The sequence below is a fragment of the Neptuniibacter sp. QD57_21 genome, from assembly GCF_047778075.1.
Classification (GTDB): domain Bacteria; phylum Pseudomonadota; class Gammaproteobacteria; order Pseudomonadales; family Balneatricaceae; genus Neptuniibacter.
On sequence record NZ_CP180549.1, the window covers coordinates 1,657,239 to 1,681,028 of the forward strand.

General features: G+C 42.8%; 18 protein-coding genes and 6 tRNA genes. 18 read left to right on the forward strand and 6 right to left on the reverse strand.

The features are described 5' to 3' along the window. Positions 1-5: 5 nt before the first annotated feature. Positions 6-2,429, forward strand: coding sequence for an EAL domain-containing protein (locus tag ACMXYS_RS07350; protein ID WP_415898100.1), 2,424 nt, complete (start codon positions 6-8; stop codon positions 2,427-2,429). A 7-nt stretch (positions 2,430-2,436) separates the two neighbouring features. Then, positions 2,437-2,775, forward strand: a complete 339-nt coding sequence (locus ACMXYS_RS07355) for a hypothetical protein (RefSeq protein ID WP_415898101.1) — start codon at positions 2,437-2,439, stop codon at positions 2,773-2,775. Between the two features lie 52 nt (positions 2,776-2,827). Here ACMXYS_RS07355 and ACMXYS_RS07360 read toward each other — a convergent pair whose 3' ends face one another. Next, positions 2,828-4,246, reverse strand: coding sequence for a DEAD/DEAH box helicase (locus ACMXYS_RS07360; protein ID WP_415898102.1), 1,419 nt, complete (start codon positions 4,244-4,246; stop codon positions 2,828-2,830). A 672-nt stretch (positions 4,247-4,918) separates the two neighbouring features. Here ACMXYS_RS07360 and ACMXYS_RS07365 point away from each other — a divergent pair. The 4 genes from ACMXYS_RS07365 (at position 4,919) to ACMXYS_RS07380 (ending at position 9,306) form a co-directional block, all read left to right on the forward strand. After that, positions 4,919-5,974, forward strand: coding sequence for an HD domain-containing phosphohydrolase (locus tag ACMXYS_RS07365; protein WP_415884392.1), 1,056 nt, complete (start codon positions 4,919-4,921; stop codon positions 5,972-5,974). A gap of 209 nt (positions 5,975-6,183) precedes the next feature. Next, entirely contained in the window at positions 6,184-6,582 is a 399-nt protein-coding gene (locus ACMXYS_RS07370; RefSeq protein ID WP_415884393.1) for a DUF2750 domain-containing protein, read from the forward strand. A 149-nt stretch (positions 6,583-6,731) separates the two neighbouring features. Then, a complete protein-coding gene (locus tag ACMXYS_RS07375) occupies positions 6,732-8,966 on the forward strand; it encodes a YgiQ family radical SAM protein (protein ID WP_415884394.1) in 2,235 nt (744 codons plus the stop codon). 157 nt (positions 8,967-9,123) lie between these two features. After that, entirely contained in the window at positions 9,124-9,306 is a 183-nt protein-coding gene (locus ACMXYS_RS07380) for a hypothetical protein (protein ID WP_415884395.1), read from the forward strand. 41 nt (positions 9,307-9,347) lie between these two features. Here the strand turns inward: ACMXYS_RS07380 and ACMXYS_RS07385 are convergent, their stop codons facing one another. The 3 genes from ACMXYS_RS07385 to ACMXYS_RS07395 all read right to left on the reverse strand — a co-directional run bounded on the left by ACMXYS_RS07385 (position 9,348) and on the right by ACMXYS_RS07395 (position 12,867). Continuing rightward, positions 9,348-9,977: a DUF5610 domain-containing protein gene (locus ACMXYS_RS07385; RefSeq protein WP_415884396.1), complete on the reverse strand. Its 630-nt coding sequence runs from the start codon at positions 9,975-9,977 to the stop codon at positions 9,348-9,350. A gap of 141 nt (positions 9,978-10,118) precedes the next feature. Then, positions 10,119-11,447, reverse strand: a complete 1,329-nt coding sequence (locus ACMXYS_RS07390) for an ATP-binding protein (RefSeq protein WP_415898103.1) — start codon at positions 11,445-11,447, stop codon at positions 10,119-10,121. 91 nt (positions 11,448-11,538) lie between these two features. Further along, complete coding sequence (locus ACMXYS_RS07395) at positions 11,539-12,867, reverse strand: diguanylate cyclase domain-containing protein (protein ID WP_415884398.1); 1,329 nt, start codon at positions 12,865-12,867, stop codon at positions 11,539-11,541. A 148-nt stretch (positions 12,868-13,015) separates the two neighbouring features. Between ACMXYS_RS07395 and ACMXYS_RS07400 the strand changes: the two genes are divergently transcribed. Both ACMXYS_RS07400 and cysS read left to right on the forward strand, forming a co-directional pair. Further along, entirely contained in the window at positions 13,016-13,933 is a 918-nt protein-coding gene (locus tag ACMXYS_RS07400; protein ID WP_415898104.1) for a hypothetical protein, read from the forward strand. A 67-nt stretch (positions 13,934-14,000) separates the two neighbouring features. Continuing rightward, the gene (gene cysS, locus ACMXYS_RS07405; RefSeq protein WP_415884400.1) at positions 14,001-15,386 is read left to right on the forward strand and encodes a cysteine--tRNA ligase; all 1,386 of its coding nucleotides are present in this window, start codon (positions 14,001-14,003) and stop codon (positions 15,384-15,386) included. Positions 15,387-15,446: 60 nt separating this feature from the next. On the opposite strand, the gene folD is transcribed toward cysS, so the two are convergent. After that, entirely contained in the window at positions 15,447-16,301 is an 855-nt protein-coding gene (gene folD / locus ACMXYS_RS07410) for a bifunctional methylenetetrahydrofolate dehydrogenase/methenyltetrahydrofolate cyclohydrolase FolD (RefSeq protein WP_415884401.1), read from the reverse strand. A gap of 394 nt (positions 16,302-16,695) precedes the next feature. Between folD and ACMXYS_RS07415 the strand changes: the two genes are divergently transcribed. The 10 genes from ACMXYS_RS07415 (at position 16,696) to ACMXYS_RS07460 (ending at position 22,363) form a co-directional block, all read left to right on the forward strand. Beyond that, positions 16,696-16,772, forward strand: a tRNA-Arg gene (locus ACMXYS_RS07415). Between the two features lie 22 nt (positions 16,773-16,794). After that, a tRNA-His gene (locus tag ACMXYS_RS07420) sits at positions 16,795-16,870 on the forward strand. Positions 16,871-16,890: 20 nt separating this feature from the next. Then, positions 16,891-16,975 (forward strand) — tRNA-Leu (locus ACMXYS_RS07425). Positions 16,976-17,001: 26 nt separating this feature from the next. Then, positions 17,002-17,077 (forward strand) — tRNA-His (locus tag ACMXYS_RS07430). Positions 17,078-17,096: 19 nt separating this feature from the next. Further along, positions 17,097-17,181, forward strand: a tRNA-Leu gene (locus ACMXYS_RS07435). A 62-nt stretch (positions 17,182-17,243) separates the two neighbouring features. Continuing rightward, positions 17,244-17,328, forward strand: a tRNA-Leu gene (locus ACMXYS_RS07440). Positions 17,329-17,641: 313 nt separating this feature from the next. Then, the gene (gene tig, locus ACMXYS_RS07445) at positions 17,642-18,958 is read left to right on the forward strand and encodes a trigger factor (RefSeq protein WP_415898105.1); all 1,317 of its coding nucleotides are present in this window, start codon (positions 17,642-17,644) and stop codon (positions 18,956-18,958) included. A 184-nt stretch (positions 18,959-19,142) separates the two neighbouring features. After that, entirely contained in the window at positions 19,143-19,769 is a 627-nt protein-coding gene (gene clpP / locus ACMXYS_RS07450) for an ATP-dependent Clp endopeptidase proteolytic subunit ClpP (protein WP_415884403.1), read from the forward strand. Between the two features lie 122 nt (positions 19,770-19,891). Further along, a complete protein-coding gene (gene clpX, locus ACMXYS_RS07455; RefSeq protein WP_415884404.1) occupies positions 19,892-21,181 on the forward strand; it encodes an ATP-dependent protease ATP-binding subunit ClpX in 1,290 nt (429 codons plus the stop codon). Between the two features lie 72 nt (positions 21,182-21,253). Next, positions 21,254-22,363: an Hpt domain-containing protein gene (locus tag ACMXYS_RS07460; protein ID WP_415898106.1), complete on the forward strand. Its 1,110-nt coding sequence runs from the start codon at positions 21,254-21,256 to the stop codon at positions 22,361-22,363. A 218-nt stretch (positions 22,364-22,581) separates the two neighbouring features. On the opposite strand, the gene ACMXYS_RS07465 is transcribed toward ACMXYS_RS07460, so the two are convergent. After that, positions 22,582-23,649: a 3-deoxy-7-phosphoheptulonate synthase gene (locus ACMXYS_RS07465; RefSeq protein WP_415898107.1), complete on the reverse strand. Its 1,068-nt coding sequence runs from the start codon at positions 23,647-23,649 to the stop codon at positions 22,582-22,584. Positions 23,650-23,790 lie beyond the last annotated feature (141 nt).

Below are 23,790 nucleotides of genomic sequence, written 5' to 3' on the forward strand. Positions count from 1 at the left end.
ATTTTATGGCCCTTAATTTAAGACGCAAGATTGCTCTCAAACAAGCGCGCTTTATCTTATTTATTGCGTTGCTATTAGGACTCTTTTCCTCTGGCTTGCAGATCTACTTGGATCTTCAGCAAGTGAGAAAAAACACTTCTGAGGATACTGTTCGTATTATCAGTATGTATCGTGATACAGCTACCCAGGCTGTCTATAACCTCAATGCTTTCCAGGCAAACGAGGTGACTTCTTCGCTTGTCTCTTATCCTATGATTTATCATGCGAAATTAATCGATGATTTCAGTGAAACCTTGGCCGAACATCGACGGGATCAAACATTGAGTTCTAGTTTTGTTTCGCAGTCTACCCAGCAATTATTTGATTTAAATCGCTATATTGAATTGGAGCTGGCGGTTGTTAATTCTGATAATGAAAGGGCGAAGCTTATAGTAGAACTGGATACGTTATATGTGGCTAACAGTTTTACACAACGCGCTATTAACAGTTTATTTTTGGGGTTGATGCACAGCGTTGCCTTAGCTGCTATTTTCTTACTTTTAACCTATCGATTTCTTTCTCGCCCGATTGTAAATACAGCCAAATGGGTTAACGAATTACGTTCTGGTGATAAAAGTTCGGCTTTACCCTATACCGCAGAAGATGAATTAGGTGATTTGGTTCGCAGCTTTGCAGGATTATGGAAAGATCGTGAGGCTGTAACTGATAAATTAACCGAAATGGTTGCAGAGCTATCTGAAAGTGAGCATTTTTCGCGCTCAATAATGGATAACGCTGGGGACGCTATGTTCCTATGTGGTCTTGATAGCACCATTTACCGTGTAAATAACCAAGGTGCAAGCACGCTTGGATTATCAAAAACACAGCTTAGTAATACCAAGCTTTCTGATTACAGTAAAAACTACTCATTCGAAGAATACCAGCAAGTGTTTGAGGGTATTAGCGGCAGTCAAGTGACCACTTTCGAAGATCTGCAGGTACATGCTGATGGTAGTGTTTTTCCTGTAGAGGCGAGAGCGATTAAGCTTACGCTCCAATCCCAAGAATACCTTCTGATCGTTGCTAGGGACATTTCCGTTAGGAAGCAAGCAGAAAAACAGATCCATGAGTTAGCGTTTTATGACACGTTGACGGGGTTGCCTAATCGCCGATTGTATTTGGATAGGCTTACAGCCTCAGTCGAATTACACCAAGCGAATCATAATTACGGTGCTGTTTTGTTCTTAGATCTTGATCGATTTAAAACAATTAATGACTCCCTAGGGCATGGTGTTGGTGATGAGTTGCTCAATAATATTGCGCAACGTTTAACACATGTTTTACCTATTGAATCAACGTGTGCTCGATTTGGTGGTGATGAATTCGTTATTCTCATACCCGAAACTGGAAATTCTCAAGAAGTGTGCGCTGATGTATCTGCACATTTGGCGCAAGAAGTTCTAAAAGTTATGTCAGAGCCATTCAGCATTGAAGGACACACACTTTATTGTACGGCTAGTATAGGTATTGCTGTATTCCCTGCTGCTGATGCATCGGCACAGGATATTATTCGGCAGGCAGACACTGCGTTATACCGTGTTAAGGCGATGGGTCGAAATGGCTTTCAGTTCTATGATCCTGAGATGCAATCTACTGCGCAGGAGCGTTTAGAGGTCGAAAAAGGGCTTCATCAGGCACTCACATCCAATCAATTTGTTTTGTGGTTTCAGCCGCAAATTTGTAGAGACGGTCAACTGGTTGGAGCGGAAGCTCTTATCCGTTGGCAGCATCCAGAAAAAGGAATAATCTTTCCTGGTGGGTTTATTCAGGTTGCTGAAGAGAGTGGGCAGATTGTTGAGATCGGCAATTGGGTTTTAAGAGAAGGGTTAAAACATTTGGCTCAATGGAGAGCTGATGGTTTGCCCGAGAGTTTCCAGCGTCTTGCTATTAATATCAGCCCTATGCAATTTATGCAGGTGGACTTTGTCGATCAAGTTATCCAGCTAATGGATGAATATGATTTGCCAGGCGATGCAGTTGAATTAGAAATTACCGAAAATATGCTGCTCAATAACTTTGAAGTGGCGAGTCACAAGATGAATCTTTTGAAAAGGAAAGGGGTTTCTTTTGCGATTGATGATTTCGGGACAGGTTATTCTTCGCTTAAATATCTTCGACACTTGCCGCTGGATATACTTAAAATAGATCGCTCATTCGTAACGGACCTTCGTCCAAAAACTGAAGAAGCTGCCATTGTTGAAGTTATTTTGGCGACTGCTGATCGTTTAGGGCTATTGGTCATTGCTGAAGGTGTTGAAACCATCGAAGAGAAAGATACCTTAGTTCAATTGGGATGTGACTGCTTTCAAGGTTACCTGTTATCTAAACCCCTACCTGCTGATAAGTTTATTGAGTTTCTATCCTCCAATGATGTTGTAGTAATAGATTGAGTAATTAATGAGTGAGTTAAGCAAAGAATTGGAACTGCTTTGGGAGCAGGCTTCTGAAGCGCATACTGCAATACAGCGGGATTTTTCAGATATCGATCCGCTTATTGGTGTTAGTCAAAATATGCGAACGCAGGGTATACCTGCGGACGTTATGACTATTGATTGTTTGCGTACACGTAAACGGATAATTGTCATCTTGCATGATCAGCAGCCTGATATTGTTAGCTATCAATTTGCGGATATGGACTCAGATCCTGAAGGTCGTTTTGAAACTTTAGCGTTTGAGAATGTAACGGAAAAGCGTATCTATCAATGGATCGCAGAGTATTTTAAGAATCCATTATAAGTGAATCTGTTATGGGCTTCAGGCCAGTAGTAACTGGCCTGAGTGTGCTTTGTTAAGTGCGGTTACCCCAAGGGTTTGAAGCGGGGCGCTTGGTTGTACGTTTTTTGTTTCCGCTTTCTTGTTTTTGGCCTGGTTTCTGCCCTTTAGGTTTGGAACTATTACGTTTACCTGCACCTTCACTTGCTTTGTGCGATTTGTTTTTACCTTGAGGCTTATGCCCGCGGGAATTATCCCCTGAACGTTGGCCGTCACGATGGCCTTTAGCCTGCTTGGGTTTGTTACTGTTATTTGATTTCTTTCGAGCCGGTTTTTTGCTTAAGTCTGAGGCTGGCAGAGCGTGTGCTGGTTCGAAACCTTCGATGATCTCTCTGTCTAATACTTTACCGATTAGACGCTCAATTGCGTGTAAATGATCAAATTCATCAGCACTTACCAAAGAAACGGCTTGGCCTGTCGCGCCTGCTCGACCTGTACGGCCAATACGATGAACATAATCTTCAGGCACATTCGGTAGATCGAAATTCACTACTTGAGGCAATTGGTCAATATCAATTCCTCGAGCAGCGATATCTGTTGCAACGAGTACTCTTACAGAGCCGCTTTTGAACTCCGCTAATGCCTTGGTTCGTGCGCCTTGACTTTTATTGCCGTGAATCGCGGCAGCACTGATTTTGGCAGATTCTAACTGACGAACTAAGCGGTTAGCGCCGTGTTTGGTTCTTGAGAATACAAGCACTTGATGCCAGTCATTGTCTTTGATCAATTGACTCAAAATTTGAGACTTCTGCTTTTTGTCTACGGGGCAAATCCACTGTTTAACCGTTGAAGCTGTGGAATTGGCAGGGGTGACAGCAATCTCTACAGGGTTAGATACAAAGGCTTGGGCCAATTTTCTAATTTGTGGTGAAAATGTCGCTGAAAATAGCAGGTTTTGACGCTGTGAAGGCAAAAACTTCAGGATCTTCTTAATGTCATGAATAAAGCCCATATCGAGCATGCGATCAGCTTCATCTAGGACAAGAACTTCTAGTTGACTAAATTTAACAGCGCCTTGATTGTGCAGATCAATCAATCGGCCGGGAGTCGCTACTAAAACATCGACTCCACCTCTTAATTTGGCAATTTGTGGATTAATCTTTACGCCGCCAAAAACCACGGTTGAACGTATGGCTAAGTTTTTTGAGTAGCTCTCTACACTATCGTTTACTTGAGCGGCAAGTTCTCTGGTTGGAGTAAGAATTAGCGCCCTAACATGCCCTCGTTTAGCAGGGGAGCCGTGGCTTAATTTCTCTAAAATTGGGAGCGTAAAGCCTGCGGTTTTCCCGGTACCCGTTTGTGCGGCAGCCATAAGGTCGTGACCTTCTATGATTGCAGGGATTGCCTGCTCCTGAATAGGGGAAGGTGTTGAATACCCTTTAGCATTGATTGCATCAAGAATAGGGCTTGATAAGCCAAGTTCATTAAAGCTCATTATTTATCTCTTAAGGAAAAGCATTATTTGCGCGAAAACGTTCAGGTCTATCCATACAGAAGACTTTTAACACGCAGTCATAGTGTTTGATTGGAGCTATGGGCATCACACTGAACGTTGCGAGGCCTTAGGAGATAGGGGAGAACCGTACTACATTCCTGCTCTACAGGTAGCTCGTAGTACTCTTAAAAACGTAGTTTGCTTAAGATAATACGATACTAGGTAATCAATGCGCGGATATTAGCATTATAAAAGGCGCATAGCAGCTTAAACTTCGCTTTAGGGACTTTATCCTGGTGCGAGAGTTACGTCACCGGTGTTTCTCATGATGTTGTTTTACTTATCAGCAAGGAATCTAGTTGAATTTTTAACATATTAATTTGCTTTTAATTAATTTATTTCGTTGGGAGTAAAGTCTTCCAGCATACTGTTTTAAGCCAGTTTACGGTTGAATTGAACTACTCAAAGTGCCTTACAAATTGAAATCCACTCACCTTGTAAGGTTATTTGCTTCTGCGTACGTATGTATTTTTTGCTAAACAATGACTTATAGCTAGACTGTTGTTGTAACCGTTTGAAGTACATGAATTAACTTTCCACTAATACACGGCCAATCAGCACAGAAAAGCTGGAAATATGGAAGTTTGTAAAGTGCATTAAGGGATTAAACGCATGAATAGCTATGTTGATCACCATAAAATTCTTATTTGTGACGATTCACTGACAAACGTTTTAATTCTTAGCAAATTAATTGAAACTGAAATCAGTAATACATCTATCACTTCTTTGACGGACCCTCGAAAAGTTTTACCTCAACTTGAGCAGCAGGACTTCGATCTAATATTGTTAGATCTCGAAATGCCAGGATTAAATGGATTTGAAGTTTTGTACCAAATACGTCAACGCTGGGAAATGGATCAACTCCCAGTAATCATACTCACGGGCTCTACTGGGGCAGATCTTCGCAATAAAAGCTTATCTAATGGTGCTAATGATTTTATGAATAAGCCATTCGATCAAGCTGAAATATGCCTTAGAGTAAATAATACATTAAAGATTGCTAATGCTCATAAAGTACTTTCATCCGAAAAAAATCAATTAGAGTCACTTGTACAAAATAGGACCCAAGAATTAGATAAAACGGTAGAGAGCGTAATCCAATTATTAGGAATGATTGGGGAGTATAAGGATACTGAAACAGCTAAGCATGTCTTAAGGGTTGGAAAAATTAGTCGGGTTCTCGCTTTGGGGGCCGGGTTGCCTGCGGATCTTGCTTACATGCTTGAAAAAGCAGCACCATTGCATGACATAGGTAAGGTAGGCGTGCCAGATCGAATTTTATTAAAACGAGGTCCTCTGGACGAAGAAGAAATGAGGATCATGAAGCAACACACTGAACATGGATACAATCTTTTATCTGGCAACGATGCTCTAGTTATACAATTAGCCCGCAGTATTGCCGCTACACATCATGAACGCTGGGATGGGAATGGATACCTACGAGGTCTTAGCGGAGAATCTATACCCATCGAAGGACGTATTACATCTGTGGCTGATGTATTTGATGCTTTAGTCAGTGAACGACCTTATAAGAAAGCTTGGTCATATGAGGATGCCACCGATTATATAGTAAAAGAATCTGGTAAGGCGTTTGATCCAAACCTCATTCTTATTTTTCAACAACACTTGGATGACATTATCCAAATTCAACAAGAATTAGCTGATTGACTAGGATTGATGGCTCAATTGAATTCAATTGATGGATTGATCGTGTCTACAGATACCTTGAAACTTTATAAACATCGAAGCGAATACTCCGAGATTAGATGTTTGTCTTGCAGAACAATAATTATCTCAAGATTATTGGAAAGACTGTAGGGTATAATTGAAGACCATTTTCGATAAGTGCGCTTTACGCATCGTTTTCAGAGGTTTCTATGTCAAATGAGTCTGGCAATCCATCACTAGAGCAGTTACAAGAATACAATGAAGAGCAGCTTTATAGTTTCTTTATTGCGGAATCGGTAACTAATGAGCAGATTTGGATTTTGACAGATGAGTACGGTTGCGTGATGTTAAACACAGACGAAGAAGACTGTGTACCGGTTTGGCCGTCACAAGAGCTAGCACAAGCCTGGGCAACCGAAGAGTGGAGTGAGTGTAAACCTGAAGCGATCAGTCTCTCTGTTTGGCATAAGCGCTGGACGCCAGGTCTAGAAGAGGATGGCTTCGCAGTTGTGGTTTGCCCATTTGAAAGTCAGGATGGCATTGTTACTTATGCTGAAGAATTAGAAAAAGCCTTACAGAAAAAAGCAGCAAAATTAGCGCGTAAATAATCTATCTAATTCTAGCTGTATAAGGCTGTAGTTTCTCTCTATAGCCTTCCTTTCATTGAATATTTTCCATATTAAGAATTTTTCACTGGGCGTATACCTGCCTTTCTGGGAAAATAGTCCTTAATTTCATATTTAAGTAGCCTCGTTTTATGCCTCGTTCCGCTCCTGATTTGTTTTCATACCCTAAATATTGGGCTGAATGTTATGCGCCAGCACCTTTTCTTCCAACTTCAAGAGAAGAGATGGATGCATTGGGGTGGGATAGCTGTGATGTCATCATTGTGACTGGTGATGCTTATGTTGACCATCCGAGCTTTGGCATGGCGGTGATGGGGCGAGTGCTTGAAGCGCAAGGTTTCAGAGTAGGTATCATCAGTCAGCCTGATTGGACCAGTGCTGAAGCTTTCAAGGAGTTAGGCCAACCGAATCTCTATTTTGGCATCACTGCTGGCAACATGGACTCTCTTATCAATCGTTACACGGCCGATAAACGTACGCGTCATGATGATGCTTATACGGCTGGTGGCCTTGGTGGTAAAAGGCCGGATCGTGCGGTGATTGTGTATAGCCAGCGCTGTAAGGAAGCTTATCGTGAGACGCCTGTAGTACTCGGTGGTATTGAGGCAAGCCTGCGTCGAATTGCTCAGTATGATTACTGGAGTGATAAGGTTCGTCGTTCGGTATTACTGGATGCGACAGCAGATATCTTGCTTTATGGTAATGCTGAGAGAGCTATTGTTGAGCTTACTCACCGTTTAGCTAATGGTGAAACCATTGAAGAGATTCAAGATCTTCGAGGAACTGCGGTCCTAAAAACAGCCTTACCTGCCGATTATATTGAAGTTGATTCAACCCGTATTGATTGGCCGGGTTACATCGATCAATTACCAAACCCTTATGAATATACCGATGCGGCGACCTGCGATAAAAAAGACGCGTCTAAAGCCGATGAGCCTCAACCTCTGCGTGTTATTCCTGCGCCGCTAAAAGGTAAAGAAAAGCTACCTGACGAAACCTATATTCGTTTACCGTCTTTTGAAAAAGTTTCTAAAGATCCTGCTTTGTATGCTCATGCATCGCGCGTTCTGCATCAAGAAGCGAACCCGCACAATGCGCGAGCTTTGGTGCAAAAGCATGGTCATCGAGAGCTATGGGTTAATCCACCGCCAATTCCTTTAGAAACGGCGGAAATGGATAAGGTGTTTGGCTTACCTTATCAGCGTATTCCGCATCCGCGTTACGGTGATCACAAGATTCCTGCTTTCGATATGATCAAGTTTTCGATCAATATCATGCGTGGTTGTTTTGGCGGTTGTACTTTCTGTTCTATTACCGAACACGAAGGACGTATTATTCAGAGCCGATCCCATGAGTCTGTGATCAATGAGATCGAAGATATCAAAGAGAAAGTACCTGGCTTCACTGGTGCTATCTCTGATTTAGGTGGTCCTACATCAAACATGTATCACCTGAATTGTAATGATCCAGATATTCAGGCTTCTTGTCGTAAGCTTTCGTGCGTCTATCCAACCATCTGTAAGAACCTGGATACTGATCATAGCCCTACGACTGAGTTATACCGCAAGGCGCGTAAGGTAGAAGGTGTACATACCGTTTCGATCTCTTCTGGTTTACGTTACGACCTTGCGGTAGAGGACCCAGAGTATGTGAAAGAGCTTGTGACTTATCACGTAGGTGGTTACCTCAAAATTGCGCCTGAGCACAGTGAGGATGGCACGCTATCCAAGATGATGAAGCCGGGCATGGGAACTTACGATGCATTCAAAAAAATGTTTGATCGTTTCTCTCGTGAAGCTGGTAAAAAGCAGTATCTGATTCCTTACTTCATTGCTGCGCATCCGGGTTGTGAAGATGAAGATATGGTCAATCTTGCTCGTTGGCTGAAGAAGAATGAGTTCAAAGTAGATCAGGTACAAACCTTCTACCCATCACCAATGTCCTTGGCGACGGCAATGTACCATTCGGATAAAAACCCGCTGAAAAAAGTGACGTATAAGAGTGAAAAACTCTACACGCCTAAGAATACTGAGCAACGTAAAGTTCAGAAGGCGTTGCTTCGATACCATGATCCTGAGAACTGGCCGTTATTACGCCAAGTGCTGCCGAAAATGGGCCATAGTGACCTAATCGGTGAGCGTGAATCATGTTTGATCCCAGAGGAAGAGAAGAGCTCTAACTCCAATCGCAGAGGTGCAAATAAAAAGCCTGCAGTAAAATCAAAAGCTGCGGGTAAGCATAAGAATGCGAGTGCTAGACGACAAGATTCAAAAGCGGGCAAATCATTTGCTAAGCCGGCTAAGAAACGAGTAGGTGGTAAGCCGAGTGGTAAGAAGCAAAGAATGAAGAGTGTAAAACCTCGTTAATAATGAACATGTCATTTAAATGCACTAAGTGTGGTTTTAAATGTCAAAATTGTGCTGTTGTCTACCAGGAGCATTGCTACAATAGCAGTAAGGTTTAGTTGAGCTAAACGTTCATGCTAAGTTACCTAAATGTGGAACGTCTTGAGGAGGGTTGGTCATGACTACCGATAAAATACACCCTAAATTTACTGAAGCGATGGAAAAGCTCACTCAGATGAGTGAAGAAGAGAGATTATCTGAGGAAAATAAGGAGCTTTTTGAACAAGCGATGAATTATGCGCCTTTAGATATTCAGCCAAAATTAGCCGCTATTCGTAAAAAATATGACGAACTGCATTAATTTGAAAGAACTCCCAAAAAATGTCGCGTAGGCGGCATTTTTTATGTCAGTAATTTATCTAATAGCTCATCGTCGATAAACTCATCTGCTGCTTGGAGGTTGGAGGTGAACTCCTCATCTTCAGGTGCATCAAAGAAGAAACCGAATCCAAAACTATGTATAAAGGTTTCAAGTCCTTCTAAGCAATACTCTCGATATAGATCTACCTGTTCATTTAATTCTTCACTGTCTGTAAGAGCTATCTCTTCTAACTGTTCTATTGCCGTTAAAACCCCTCTATTTAAGGACTCATTGATTAAATTAATAAAGCGATCCAGAGATTGTTCTTCACTTAACTCAGGTAGTGCGTTGCGAAAAAGAGGGAATTGCTGAGTGATATATTCAAGTGTCGCAGTGGCGATTTCTTGTGGGCCAACATTACCTGACGGTGCAGGGTTAGATCCTAAGAACGAATTGCCTGTTTCATTTTGGAGCTCTTGGCCTAATAGCATTATGACTTCTTCATAAACTTGCGCCAAAGGAGGATATAAAGCCCGGTCTGCTAAATTTGTATGGAAGTTAGAATGTATGTCTGGGTAAGGGCTAAAGCTGGGTTGGTGTACCTGTTTATTGATGTCTTGCAGCTGAGGTTCATTCTGCGGCGGTTTGTTTTTTGTTGATGTCACTTGCATAAGTTGTCCGTCCGTTTTATTGATTTCTCCTTACATATAAGTATTGGACATCGGGCCCGATCGTGACTGATTTATATTCAATTTAAACGGCCGTTTTGAAAAAAGTTTTCAGCATGGAAGTTTTTGGATTAGAACATCCTTTTAAATGTAGTAAGTGTCATCTTCTGCAGTAAGTGCGTAAGGGGAGGTGCTAGGTAAAGTGATGTGTAATTCAAACCCTCCGTCATTAGGTGATTGAAGCTCGATGCTTCCGCCTAATGCACCTGTGACTAAATTAAAGATGATATAAAGCCCAAGGCCATTGCCTCCTTGGCCAAATTTGGTGGTAAAGAAAGGGTCAAATACTTTGGCGAAGTTTTTGGTTGGAATGCCACAACCGCTATCGGTATAAATTAACTTGATCGCTTTTTCACAGGTGTGGGCGTGGATCTTAATTTTACCGGATTGTTGTTCTGTGAAAGCATGCATGCGGGTGTTGTTGATTAGGTTGTCAAAAATTTGTTGTATCGGGGCTGCAAAGCTGTTCATAGAAATATTATGAGGAATAAGGTTCTCTACTATGATGGAGGATCTAGATAGGCTTTGAGTTTGTCGATTCAAAACCTCCTCAACCAAGTCCCTTAAATCAAGTTGGCTTCTTTTATATTCGTTATCATTTGAGGAAATTTGCTGGCAGCTTAAGATTAGCTCAGCCGTTTTTGCGGTGCTTTTTTCAATTAAGTCAGTGGACTCGAGTACATTGCTCAAAAAGTTTTCTAAAGCAGATTTGGTCATCTCGCCTGAATTGAGCTGGTCTTGGATTCTGCTGGTATCTGCTTTCAGGGCTGAGCTAATTGTACGAATGTTGCCAATGGGTGTATTAAGCTCATGGGAAATCCCGGCGACTAGTTTACCTAGAGATGCGAGCTTTTGAGTGTTGGCTAGTTTTAGCATTGTAGCCTTTAGTTCTTCATTGGCTTCTTCTAGCTTTTGAGAATGATCAGAAAGTGATTCGTTAAGTTGTTTGACCTCGGCTTCAGCTGCCATTCTTTCGGTTATATCTATTAATGATTCAATAGCTCCAACCACATTGCCTTCTTCATCATATAGTCGTTTGGCTGTGAAATAGAGCCATCTATCGATGTTACTGCCAAGCTTGGGAAAGAAGCTCTCAACTTCATAAGCATCGTCTATAAACGGTGATCTGCGATGAATACCAGGGTAAAACTGCTCAAGCTGCTCTTCATCATCATCTAAAACTACATCAGCCAAAATTGGGCGAGGTGCTGGGTAAAAGGTTTTCCATTGATCTTTTGTTCCCAAAACATCTTGTGCTGGTATGCCAAAGACTTTTTCGCAGGCTTTATTCCAAATGAGAACCCGATGATCATTGTCGATCACTATAATCGGTTGAGGGTAAGTATGCACAATCTCCTCAAGTAGCTTTTGATCTGGTGTGCTACAGGTATTGCTTGAATTAGGGGGAAGCATACTTAGATTCCAAAATATCAGTCATAGTTTAGTTTTAGACCTGATAGGGAATCTTTTCAAAATAACTTAAGAATTTGAAAGGGCTTAAATATTACTTATAAAGGTAATAACCATTACCTCCGAGGAACTTAGCAGCGTACATCGCTTTATCTGCGTTTCCAATAAGTTTGCTACCGTCTATACCGTGGTCAGGGAATACGGCAATACCAGCACTGGCACCAATGGTTACTTCAACTTCTTCTACCTGCATCGGTTGTCTTAAGGATGCAATGATTTTTTGTGATACGAGTACAGCGCTTTCAACAGAGGCGGTGTCTTCTAATAGAACTGCGAATTCATCACCTCCCTGGCGAGATACGGTGTCAACTTTGCGCACGGCATTAATCAAACGTTGAGAGGCAATGGTAAGTACTTTATCGCCAAAAGGATGGCCATATTTATCGTTGAGTGGTTTGAATTCATTAAGATCGAGATAGATAACAGCGCAAAGCGTTTTGTTTCTTTGTGCGTGCTGAACTGCACAAGTTACCCTATCTAGAAACAGTGCTCGGTTAGCAAGGCCAGTTAGGGGGTCGTGGAACGCTAAAAATTCGAGTTTTTCCTGAGCTTGTTTCTGTTCGGTGTTATCTTGAAATTGGCCAATAAAGTGGGTTCTTTCACCTTCTCGATTAAGAACGACGGAAATTTTAATTTTCTCGCTAAATAGCTGACCGTCTTTTTTGCGGCTCCAAGTTTCACCTTCCCAATAGCCTTTGTATTGCAAGTTGCTATTGATGCTTTCAATAAATTCAGGCGCTAACCAAGTAGCATTTATAACGCTGGCGGGTTGGTCGATAACTTCTTGTTCGGTATAGCCTGTAAGTCTAACAAAGGCAGGGTTAACCAACGTGATATTAAAATCTGTGTCTGCGATAACAATAGCTTCATTGCTTTGTCTAACAGCATTCTCAGCTAATTTGCAGATAGAAAGCTGGTCTGTGGTTGGTTGAGCGGATCGCTTCATTAGTCCAATGATACCACTGACCTTGCCGTGTTTATCTTTGAGTGGAGCTTTACTTAACCAGTAGCTGTGCTGGCAATCTGGGTTTAGGCGTAGTCCTTCTAACTCAATATGTGTTTGTGTTAAAAACACTTGAGCATCTGAATCGACAAGTTCGGCGTGAAGGTGTTTTGGGAATATCTGTCGGTCAGTTTTACCTTTAATGCATTTTGCAGGCATATCGAGTAACTCAGCATATGCATCATTTACGTAAAGATACTCGGCTCGACGGTTTTTAATCCAAGCAGGGTGTGGAAGAGCAGAAAGGATTGATAGTTGTTGAGACGCAATTTGGCTGTTCTCTGCCACGGTTGTACTCATTGGAGTATTGGGTGGTAGGGAAGGGCCTAAATCCGGCTGGCCAAATTGATCGTTATCCATTTCTGGTACATCCTGTTGAATTTTTTCTACTTATGGGCGAATCCTTACAGTTTTTATACCAAAGGTCTAGTCATATACAGTGTGACTATATTTATTTGTAGTAGGGCTGTGCATGTCATCTGTTTCATTGAGAGGTTAGGTTAATTAAATGAAGTTTTCAGCAGTGGTTTTTATATCGATTTTGCTTTGGGGGTGTGCTCAACAGCAGCCGTTGCTTGAAAGAGAGCCCGCACCCAAAGCTAAAGGTTGGGATGGTGTTATAGAGAATTACACTGTTTGGCCTGATCGTGTCCAAGAAACATCAGGCCTCGCTTCTCAGGGCGGATTGCTCTGGACCATTAATGATAGTGGCGATGGACCTTATCTTTATGCTCTGGATGGGCAGCACAACATTGTCAAAGTAATCAAAGTAGGGAATGCAAAAAATATTGATTGGGAAGAACTTGCACAAGATGAGTCTTATCTCTACATAGCAGACTGCGGTAATAATCGCGGCAGGCGTATTGAGTTGCAGATTTATAAAGTTGCTTGGAAGGATTTAGAGTCTACTAGAGCGGGAGGTATTGTCTCTCCTGAAATATTGAAGTTTAACTATGCTGATCGACCAGCAAAAGTTGCCCCGAATAGTCATAACTTGGATTGTGAAGCGCTAACAGTGGTCAACGATGAGCTATGGCTTTTCACTAAAAATAGAGAAAACGAACAAACCCATCTTTATAAACTTGCTAAGAGTAAAGCAGAGCAATCTGTAACATTGACTGAGCGCTTTGATGTTAAAGGTTTGGTGACAGCTGCTGACTACGACCCTGTTACTAAAAGGTTGGCTTTATTGGGCTATGCCAAGCAGAAGATTTTTGGACATTCTTTTCTATGGGTTGTACCTGTGACTGATGCTCCGAATTGGGAGGAGGCGCGCAGGACTTATATACAGCCTTATGCTCAATGGGAAGCTTTGGTTTGGGACCGGGAGCAGAATAGGCGTCTAGTGCTAAGTACTGAGAAAAGCCTTTTATTGGATGTAGGTGTGGGTGAGCTAAATTTAACTGTCCCTACAGAGTTTCCTTAGCCGCAGAGTGCTAATTCATTTATACTAGCAGCCCTTTTTATTTTTCGAAATTATAAAGTTACGAGTTATGCTTCAAATATATAACACCCTCACTAAAGAAAAAGCTCCGTTTACGCCACTAGAAGAAGGCAAAATCAAAATGTACGTTTGCGGAGTGACCGTTTATGACTTGTGTCATATTGGTCATGCACGTGTGATGGTCGCTTTTGATGTTATTACTCGTTTCCTTCGCTCTCAGGGTTGGGATGTGGACTATGTGCGAAACATCACCGATGTTGATGACAAGATTATTAAGCGTGCAGCTGAGAATGATGAAACACCTGATCAGTTAACTGAACGTATGATTGCAGCAATGCATGAAGATGAGGCAAAACTTGCTGTTCTTCGTCCTACGCAAGAGCCAAGAGCGACTGCGCATATCGGAGATATCATCTCTCTAGTCGAAACACTGGTAGAGAAAGGTTTTGCTTACCCAGCATCCAATGGTGATGTTTACTTCCGTGTAGAGCGTTTTGAAGAGTACGGCAGACTGACCAACAAAAATGTTGATGAGCTGCGTTCTGGTGCGCGAGTTGAAGTAGATGAAGCTAAAGAAAGTCCACTGGATTTCGTATTGTGGAAATCTGCGAAAGAGGGGGAGGTTAGCTGGGATTCTCCTTGGGGTTTAGGTCGTCCAGGCTGGCATATTGAATGTTCAGCTATGTCTAAATGCTGCCTTGGCCCAACATTTGATATTCATGGCGGTGGTCCAGATCTACCATTCCCACACCATGAAAACGAGATTGCACAATCTGAAGCTGCAAACGGTTGTACTTATGTAAATACGTGGATGCACGCAGGCCCTGTGCGCGTGAATTCTGAGAAGATGTCTAAATCTTTAGGTAACTTCTTCACGATTCGTGATGTACTGGAAAAATACAATGCTGAAGTGGTTCGTTTCTTCCTAGCGCGTGTTCATTACCGTACGTATATCGATTACAGCGAAGATAGCTTGAAAGAAGCGCGTGTCATGTTAGAGCGTTTCTATCAAGCACTGCGTGGTGTTGAAATTTCTGATGAATCACCAGCAAATGATTTTGATGCGCGTTTCGTTGAAGCGATGAATGACGACTTCAACACACCAAAAGCAATCTCTGTTCTGTTTGAGCTTGTGAATGAGCTGAACAAAGCTACTCGTGAAAACTCACCAGAGGCAGGTAAACTTGCCGGTCAATTGGTGCGCCTAGGTTCTATTCTTGGTTTATTGCAACAAGATGCTGATGCCTTCTTGAAAGGCGAAGACAAAGAGGGTGAGCTTAGTTCTGATGAAATCGAAGCGTTGATTGTTCAGCGTGCGGAAGCGAAGAAAGCGAAAAACTTCGCAGAGTCTGATCGTATTCGTGATGAGTTGGCAGAGCAGGGCATCATTCTAAAAGATAGCCGCGAAGGTACGACTTGGTTCAGGGAAGCCTGAGTCGGTTGATAGCGGAAATAAAAAAGGCAGCCTAGGCTGCCTTTTTATGGAGTAACAAACTTAAGCGTCTTGCTTGTTTGCCGCTTCTAAAGTGTTTTCCATAAGTGTAGCCACGGTCATTGGGCCTACACCGCCTGGAACAGGGGTAATAAAACCGGCTTTCTCTGCTGCAGCTTCATAACCAACATCACCGACTAGGCGACCATCTTCAAGCCGATTGATGCCTACATCAATTACTGTAGCGCCTTCTTTGATCCACTCACCTTTCACAAGGCCAGGAATGCCAACACCAACTACTACAAGATCTGCACGACGAACGTGCGCTTCAAGATCTTTTGTGAAGCGGTGAGTTGTGGTTACAGTACAACCCGCCAGAAGCAGTTCTAATGTCATAGGGCGACCAACGATGTTAGATGCACCAACTACGACTGCTTCCATACCATGTAGATCTTGACCTGTAGATTCAAGCAGCGTCATAACGCCTTTTGGAGTACAAGGGCGAAGAACAGGCATGCGCTGAGCTAGACGACCTAAATTGAAAGCGTGGAATCCATCAACATCCTTTTCTGGGCGGATGCGTTCAAGGATCTCATTGCCATCTAGATGTTCTGGTAGAGGAAGCTGTACCAAAATACCGTTAACTGAATCATCTTGGTTTAGTTCATCAACAAGATTCAGTAGTTCCTCTTGAGTCGTTTCTGCAGGCAGGTCAAAAGAGCGGGATTCAAATCCTACATCCTGACAAGCGTTCTTTTTATTACGAACATAAACCTGAGAAGCTGGGTCCATACCTACAAGTAGTACTGCTAGGCAAGGAGCTTTTTTACCGTCGTTGATACGCTGCTGAACACCTTCAGCAACCTGACGGCGAACATCTGCGGCAATTTGCTTGCCATCAATAATCTGTGCGCTCATTTAAAGGGAGGGTCCTTTATTAAGTTTTATCTGGGGTGAATTCTCTCATGGTTGAGTATTTCGTCCAAGCGCCTTTTGTGAATTAGCTATATAAGTAGGTACAAGTAATTGAGAAGTAAGAGAGTAGGCGTGCATTTGCATCAAAAAAACTGAAACTAGTGGCTAGAGTATCAATCGGATCAATTTGATAGCCAAAAATGGGATAACTGCTTGATAAATAGCCAATTATTGGTTGTTAGATGATCAATCTAAAACTTTTGAAATAAAAGATAAAAAAAGTGTTGACGGCAAAATTTAGGGTGTATATTATGCGCACCTCCTCAAGACGAGGCGGCCAAAACAAAGCGCTAGACGCTAGTTAAGGCCAAAGTCTGAGGTCTGACAAATGAGTCGGGCGCCTATAGCTCAACTGGATAGAGCAACGCCCTTCTAAGGCGTAGGTTCCAGGTTCGAGTCCTGGTGGGCGTGCCATTTGTTAGAGCGAGATTTAGTGGTGGATATAGCTCAGTTGGTAGAGCTCCGGATTGTGATTCCGGCGGTCGTGGGTTCGAGCCCCATTATCCACCCCATTAAATCTCTTGTGTAGTCTGCGGACGTGGTGGAATTGGTAGACACGCCAGATTTAGGTTCTGGTGCCGCGAGGTGTGAGAGTTCGAGTCTCTCCGTCCGCACCATGTACTACACAAAAACGATCGTTATGGTGGGTATAGCTCAGTTGGTAGAGCTCCGGATTGTGATTCCGGCGGTCGTGGGTTCGAGCCCCATTATCCACCCCATTAACGATACACATAGATTGCGGACGTGGTGGAATTGGTAGACACGCCAGATTTAGGTTCTGGTGCCGCGAGGTGTGAGAGTTCGAGTCTCTCCGTCCGCACCATTTACAACGAAGCGTTGTTTTGGTGTAATCAGTTTCAAGCTATGTGTAAAAAAGATCTATCTGCGGACGTGGTGGAATTGGTAGACACGCCAGATTTAGGTTCTGGTGCCGCGAGGTGTGAGAGTTCGAGTCTCTCCGTCCGCACCATTGATTGATCTTTAAATCTTCTCTCATTAAAAGCTGCTTCTAGCTTATAAAATCCTTACTTTTGTTTTTGTTTATCTGATCATAAAAGCTATTTCTAGCTTATTTTTTGATCTAGGTGATCTATCTAATAATAATTTTCATTTCTTATACGTTATTTTGCTTACTAAACTTGACTAATTAAGCTGCTTGCCGGAGAATTTCGCGCTTTGATTTTGCTCGAAATTTACGAGCGGCTGTGCAGATCAAGCAGCGTTAGCAATACGTCGGTCTGTTGAAGATTATTGATTCAAGCATTTTATTTGTGAGGCATTACATGCAAGTTTCCGTTGAAACGACTTCTGGCCTAGAGCGCCTGTTGAAGGTTTCCGTACCAGCAGAGCGCATCGATCAGGATGTTAACAAGCGTATCCAGCAGACTGCACGTACAGTACGTATCGACGGTTTCCGTCCTGGTAAAGTACCTGTAAAAGTTGTTAAGCAGCGTTACGGTAAAGGTATTCGTGAAGAAGTTCTTGGCCAAGTAGTTCAGGAAAGCTTCTACCAAGCGCTTCAGCAGGAAGAGATCAACCCAGCTGGCACGCCTGCAATCGAATTCACAAAAGATGTTGAAGGTGAGAACCTTGAATACACTGCGAAATTCGAAGTTTACCCAGAGATCGCTCTGGCTGATTTCTCTAAAGTAGAGATCGAAAAGAAAGCGGCTGAAGTAAATGATGCTGATCTTGATCAGATGATCGAAACGCTACGTAAGCAGCAAGCTGAGTGGAACGAAGTTGAGCGCGCTGCAGCTGAAGGCGATCGCGTACGCATCGATTTCGAAGGTTTCATCGACGGTGAAGCATTCGACGGTGGTAAAGGTGAAGGTATGGACCTTGTTCTAGGTTCTAACTCAATGATTCCTGGTTTCGAAGACGGTCTAGCGGGCGCTACTGCAGGTGCAGATGTTGAGCTAAACGTTACTTTCCCAGAAGAATACCAAGCTGAAAACCTTCAAGGTAAAGACGCTGTATTCAAAGTAAAAGTACACACTGTTTCTGAACAAGTTCTTGCTGAACTAAACGAAGAGTTCTTCGAGAAGTTTGGTCTAGAAGAGAAGACTGAAGAAGCTTTCCGCGCTGAAGTTCAGAAGAACATGGAGCGTGAGCTTAAGCAGGCTCTTAAAATGAAACTTAAAGATGCTGTATTCACTCAGCTTCTAGAAGTTAACCCAATCGAAGTGCCAGCTGCACTAATCGATGGTGAAATCGACAACCTACGTCGTCAAGCGGTAATGCAGTTTGCGGGTCCAGATTCTGATATGGATCCAAACATGCTTCCAAAAGAGATGTTCACTGATCAGGCAGACCGCCGTGTTAAGATCGGTCTTCTTATGCAAGAAGTGATCAAAGTAAATGAACTAGAAGCTGACGAAGCTCGTGTTAAAGAAACACTAGAAGAGATGGCTGAAACTTACCAAGATCCTCAGCAAGTTATCGATTGGTACATGGGTAACGAAGAGATGCTAGGTCAGATCAAAGGTCTAGTTCTTGAAGAGCAGGTTGTAGATAACCTACTTGAAGCTGCTACAGTAACAGACGTTACTGTTAGCTACGAAGATGCAATTAAGCCAGAGCAGGGTGCTGCAGCTTAATTAACGCTCTTCTGACGTAAAAGTCACTACTGTAAAAGCGACAGTTAGCGAAAGCTGGCTGTCGTTTTTTTGTTTTTAGCGCATGATAAATGCAGTGTTGTTGGTTAAAGCTATTGCCTGAATTAATCAACGTAGTATTATCGAGTGCTTGTGTTTAGGTTATTTCCGTTTTAAGGAGTGATACATGGCGGATTTTGGTAAAGGTGGCTCAGATATTTTGAGTAGTCTAGTGCCTATGGTAGTAGAGCAGTCGGCTCGTGGTGAGCGTGCATACGATATCTACTCCCGTCTGTTAAAAGAGCGTGTGATCTTTCTTGTAGGTCCTGTAGAAGATCATATGGCTAATCTGGTTGTTGCGCAGTTGCTGTTCCTAGAAGCGGAGAACCCGGATAAGGATATTCATCTCTATATTAATTCCCCGGGTGGATCTGTAACTGCTGGTATGTCTATCTATGACACTATGCAGTTCATCAAGCCAGACGTGAGCACAATGTGTTTGGGTCAGGCAGCGAGTATGGGTGCATTCCTATTAGCCGGTGGCGCTGAAGGTAAGCGTTTTGCGTTACCTAACTCTCGTGTAATGATTCATCAGCCGCTAGGTGGATACCAAGGTCAGGCGACTGATATTGAAATTCATACCAAAGAGATTTTGAGTATTCGTCATAAATTGAATACGTTGTTAGCAGAGCATACAGGTCAAGATCTAGAAACGATCTCTCGTGATACAGATCGTGATAACTTCATGGACCCTTACGCTGCTAAAGAATACGGTTTAATTGACGAAGTACTTGATCGTCGTAACACTGATTAAGCCTGAGTAGAAATTGTTACTATAATCATAAGATTCACCCTGTTTGTTTGTATAAGGGTTGAAATGTGAAACAGAGTAGCAATATAGGGTATAGCCCTGATAAAGAATTATGAGGAAGTCGAATGACCGACGAAATCAAAGGTAAAGATGGCGATGACAGCGGTAAGTTGCTGTACTGCTCATTCTGCGGAAAAAGCCAGGATGAAGTACGTAAGCTAATTGCTGGTCCGTCCGTTTTTATCTGTGACGAATGTGTTGATCTATGTAACGACATCATTCGTGAAGAAATACAAGAAGCAGAGCCTCAGGAAGAGAGCGATCATCTGCCGACTCCAGAAGAGTTAAGTGCAGCTCTGGATGAATATGTTATTGGCCAAGATCGCGCTAAGAAAGTACTTGCTGTAGCGGTATACAACCATTACAAGCGTCTACGCTTCCAAAAGAGCAGCAATTCAGACGTTGAGCTAGGCAAAAGTAATATTCTTCTTATCGGCCCTACGGGTAGTGGTAAGACCCTGCTTGCTCAGACACTAGCACGCCTATTGAATGTGCCATTCACTATTGCTGATGCTACTACGCTAACTGAAGCAGGTTACGTAGGTGAAGATGTAGAAAATATCATTCAAAAGCTTCTGCAGAAGTGTGATTACGATGTAGAGAAAGCTCAGCTTGGTATTGTCTACATTGATGAGATCGATAAGATTTCACGTAAGTCTGATAACCCATCCATTACGCGTGACGTATCGGGTGAAGGTGTACAGCAGGCTTTGCTTAAGCTGATTGAAGGTACGGTTGCTTCTGTTCCTCCGCAAGGTGGTCGTAAGCACCCTCAGCAAGAGTTCTTGCAGGTAGATACGTCTAATATCCTGTTTATCTGTGGTGGTGCATTTGCTGGCCTAGAGCAGATTATTCGTGATCGTTCAGAAAAAGGTTCTATCGGATTCAGCGCTGTTGTTAAGAGCAAAGATGAAGAGAAAACGGTTTCTGACAGCCTTCGTGAGCTAGAGGCAGAAGATCTGGTTAAATACGGTCTGATTCCTGAGTTTGTAGGTCGTCTACCAATGGTAGCAACACTTGCTGAACTGGATGAGGAAGCGTTGATTCAGATTCTGACTGAGCCGAAGAACAGTTTGACTAAGCAGTATGCTGCACTGTTCGATATGGAAGGCGCTGAAGTTGATTTCCGTGAAGCTGCTTTAAAGGCGGTTGCACGTAAAGCGCTTGAGCGTAAAACAGGCGCACGTGGTTTGCGTTCTATTATGGAAGCGACATTGCTAGATATTATGTATCAGCTGCCTTCTATGGAGAATGTAAGCAAGGTTGTGATCGATGAGGGCGTTATCGAGGGTGATAACGATCCTATCCTCATTTATGAGAACACAGATCAACCTAAAGCGATGCCGGACGAATAAGCGTTCCAGAATGTGTTATAAAAAAGGATAGCTTTGCTATCCTTTTTTTGTGGCTAATTGAAATGGTGAAAAATGTCAGACGCAAATGATCAAGGATTTCAGCAGCTCAGTGACGAGCTGAAAACGGAGTTCTACTCTAGCGTTAAGGAAGCGATGGAGGAATTAGATCACTGTTTTAGTTCCTTGAACTGTAATTACGATCCTGAAATTGTTAATCAAATGTTTAGGGCGGTGCATTCAGTTAAAGGCAACTGTCATATGGTGTTTCTCGACAGTATTGCTGATGTTTGCCATAGGCTCGAAGATTTAGTTGATCAATTTCGCAAAAATCAGCTCCCTTATACACCCGTGCAAGGAGAGTTCATCGCTTTTGTTTTTACCCGATTAGAACAGCTTGTCGCTGATAAGGTTAGCGGTCTTGATGTTAGTTCGTCTGATATTGAGCTTCTAGAAAAGGGTGTGCTGCAGGTTTATCAGTCTGGCCAGTCATCACGCGACAAAGTGACTCAAGCAACCTTAGAAAGCTTCTCAGGCATACTCACAGCCACACAGAGTATAAATGAGAGCGTGTTGGATAAGCTTGAGGCGCAAGAGCAGTTAAAAGATTTTGATGATCTGGCTTTTATGGGGCAGGTTGCAAAAATTCTGCAGGCAAAATCCATTCAGCAACAAGGCGATCTTTCTAAGCTCATTACTATTGGCTGTTTGCTAAATGATCAGCTGCCTAATTCTGATCTCGAAGATCAGTTGGTTGCGGCGTTTAATTTTCAGAATTTGGGAAGTAAATTTGTCCCTTCGCCTGTGTTTGATATTGGGCTCGAATCTGCGGAATGGGAAAAAGCTAAGGCGCGAGAGCAAGTTGAGCTATCAGCAGGTTTTTTAAAGCTAGGCGGTAAATGGCTAGCCGCTTCAAAGCTGATTGAGTGTAGTTTTGAGCGCTATGATGGCCGAGGACCGTTTGGTCTAAAAGGAGATGATATTCCAGCGGGGAGTATGATTCTCTCAATGCTTAAGTTCTATCAGCAAAATTATCTGCGCTTAAGGAAGGACCACAAGCAAAAAATCGCGGTTGCTAAAACGATCAGTCGTATCAATAGTGAAAGCGGTTATAGATTTAATCCGAAGCTGGTTGAGTTGCTGACTCAACTAGGCCGTTCAGATCCTGATAAAATGACGCTGTAACGGTCGCTCTGCCGAATAGGTAAGCTGTATGGGTTATTCCATATTGGTCAGCTAAGTTAGAAGAGGCAAACTGTATTTGGTTTTAATCTGATTTGGAGGCTAAATGCCGCAGGAACAATTAGAGTTTGACGGTGATGGAGAGGTATATATTCTCTCCGAAAACTAAAAAAAGCGCATGGGCTACCCTATGCGCTTTTTTTTGTGGAGAGCTGGGCCTATTAGCGATTAGCTAATGCAGGCTTCAGCTTCTCGTTCATCTCAACTAGGCACTTCTCAGTTGTTTCCCAGTCGATACAAGCATCTGTTACAGATACGCCGTATTCAAGCTCGCTTAGATCTGCAGGGATAGACTGGTTGCCCCAAGCAAGGTTACTTTCAATCATTAGGCCAACAATAGATTTGTTGCCATCAATGATTTGGTTGGTCGCATTTTCAGCTACAAGTGGCTGAAGAGCTGGGTCTTTACTTGAGTTTGCGTGGCTGCAATCAATCATAATGTTGTTTGCTAGGCCTGCTTTATCTAGCGCTTGTTCACAAAGCGCTACGTTTACAGAATCGTAGTTTGGCTTACCGCCACCACCACGAAGTACAACGTGACCATACTGGTTTCCTTTAGTGTGTACGATAGAAACCTGACCACTCTCATTAATACCTAGGAAGCGATGTGGTGCGCTAACAGATTTAAGTGCGTTTGTAGCAACCTCTAGGCCGCCATCAGTACCGTTTTTGAAACCTACAGCGCAAGATAGACCAGAAGACATCTCACGGTGAGTCTGAGACTCAGTAGTACGTGCGCCGATTGCTGACCAAGAGATCAAATCTTGCATGTACTGTGGAGAAATTGGATCTAGTGCTTCAGTTGCTAGTGGTAAACCCATTTCAGATAGATCTAAAAGAAGTTTACGTGCAGTGTGCAGGCCTTTTTCGATCTCGAAAGAGTCGTTTAGGTCTGGGTCGTTAATAAGACCTTTCCAGCCTACTGTCGTACGTGGTTTTTCAAAATACACGCGCATAACCAGATATAAGGAATCTTTAACTTTTTCCTGAAGCTCAACCAGTTTCTTGCCATATTCGATAGCTGCTTCTGTATCGTGAATAGAGCAAGGGCCCACAACAACGAATAAACGAGGGTCCTTACGGTCAAGAATATCGCGAACAACAGAGCGGCCTTGCATTACTGCTTCAGCTGCTTTCTCAGAAATTGGCATTTCAGCCTTAAGCGCATCTGGGGAAATCAGAACGCTATTTGATTCGATATTTAAATCTTCAACACGTGTATCGGTCATTAGTTCTTATCCTACAATAGAGAGTTATTTAACGTTATTGAGCGCTTTTAGCGCTGGGGCTCTCTAGACTCTTTGTCAATGTGTCGCTTGTTTTACCATAAACCTATGAAGGTTATAAGTATGCAGATGGTCTATTCTGCG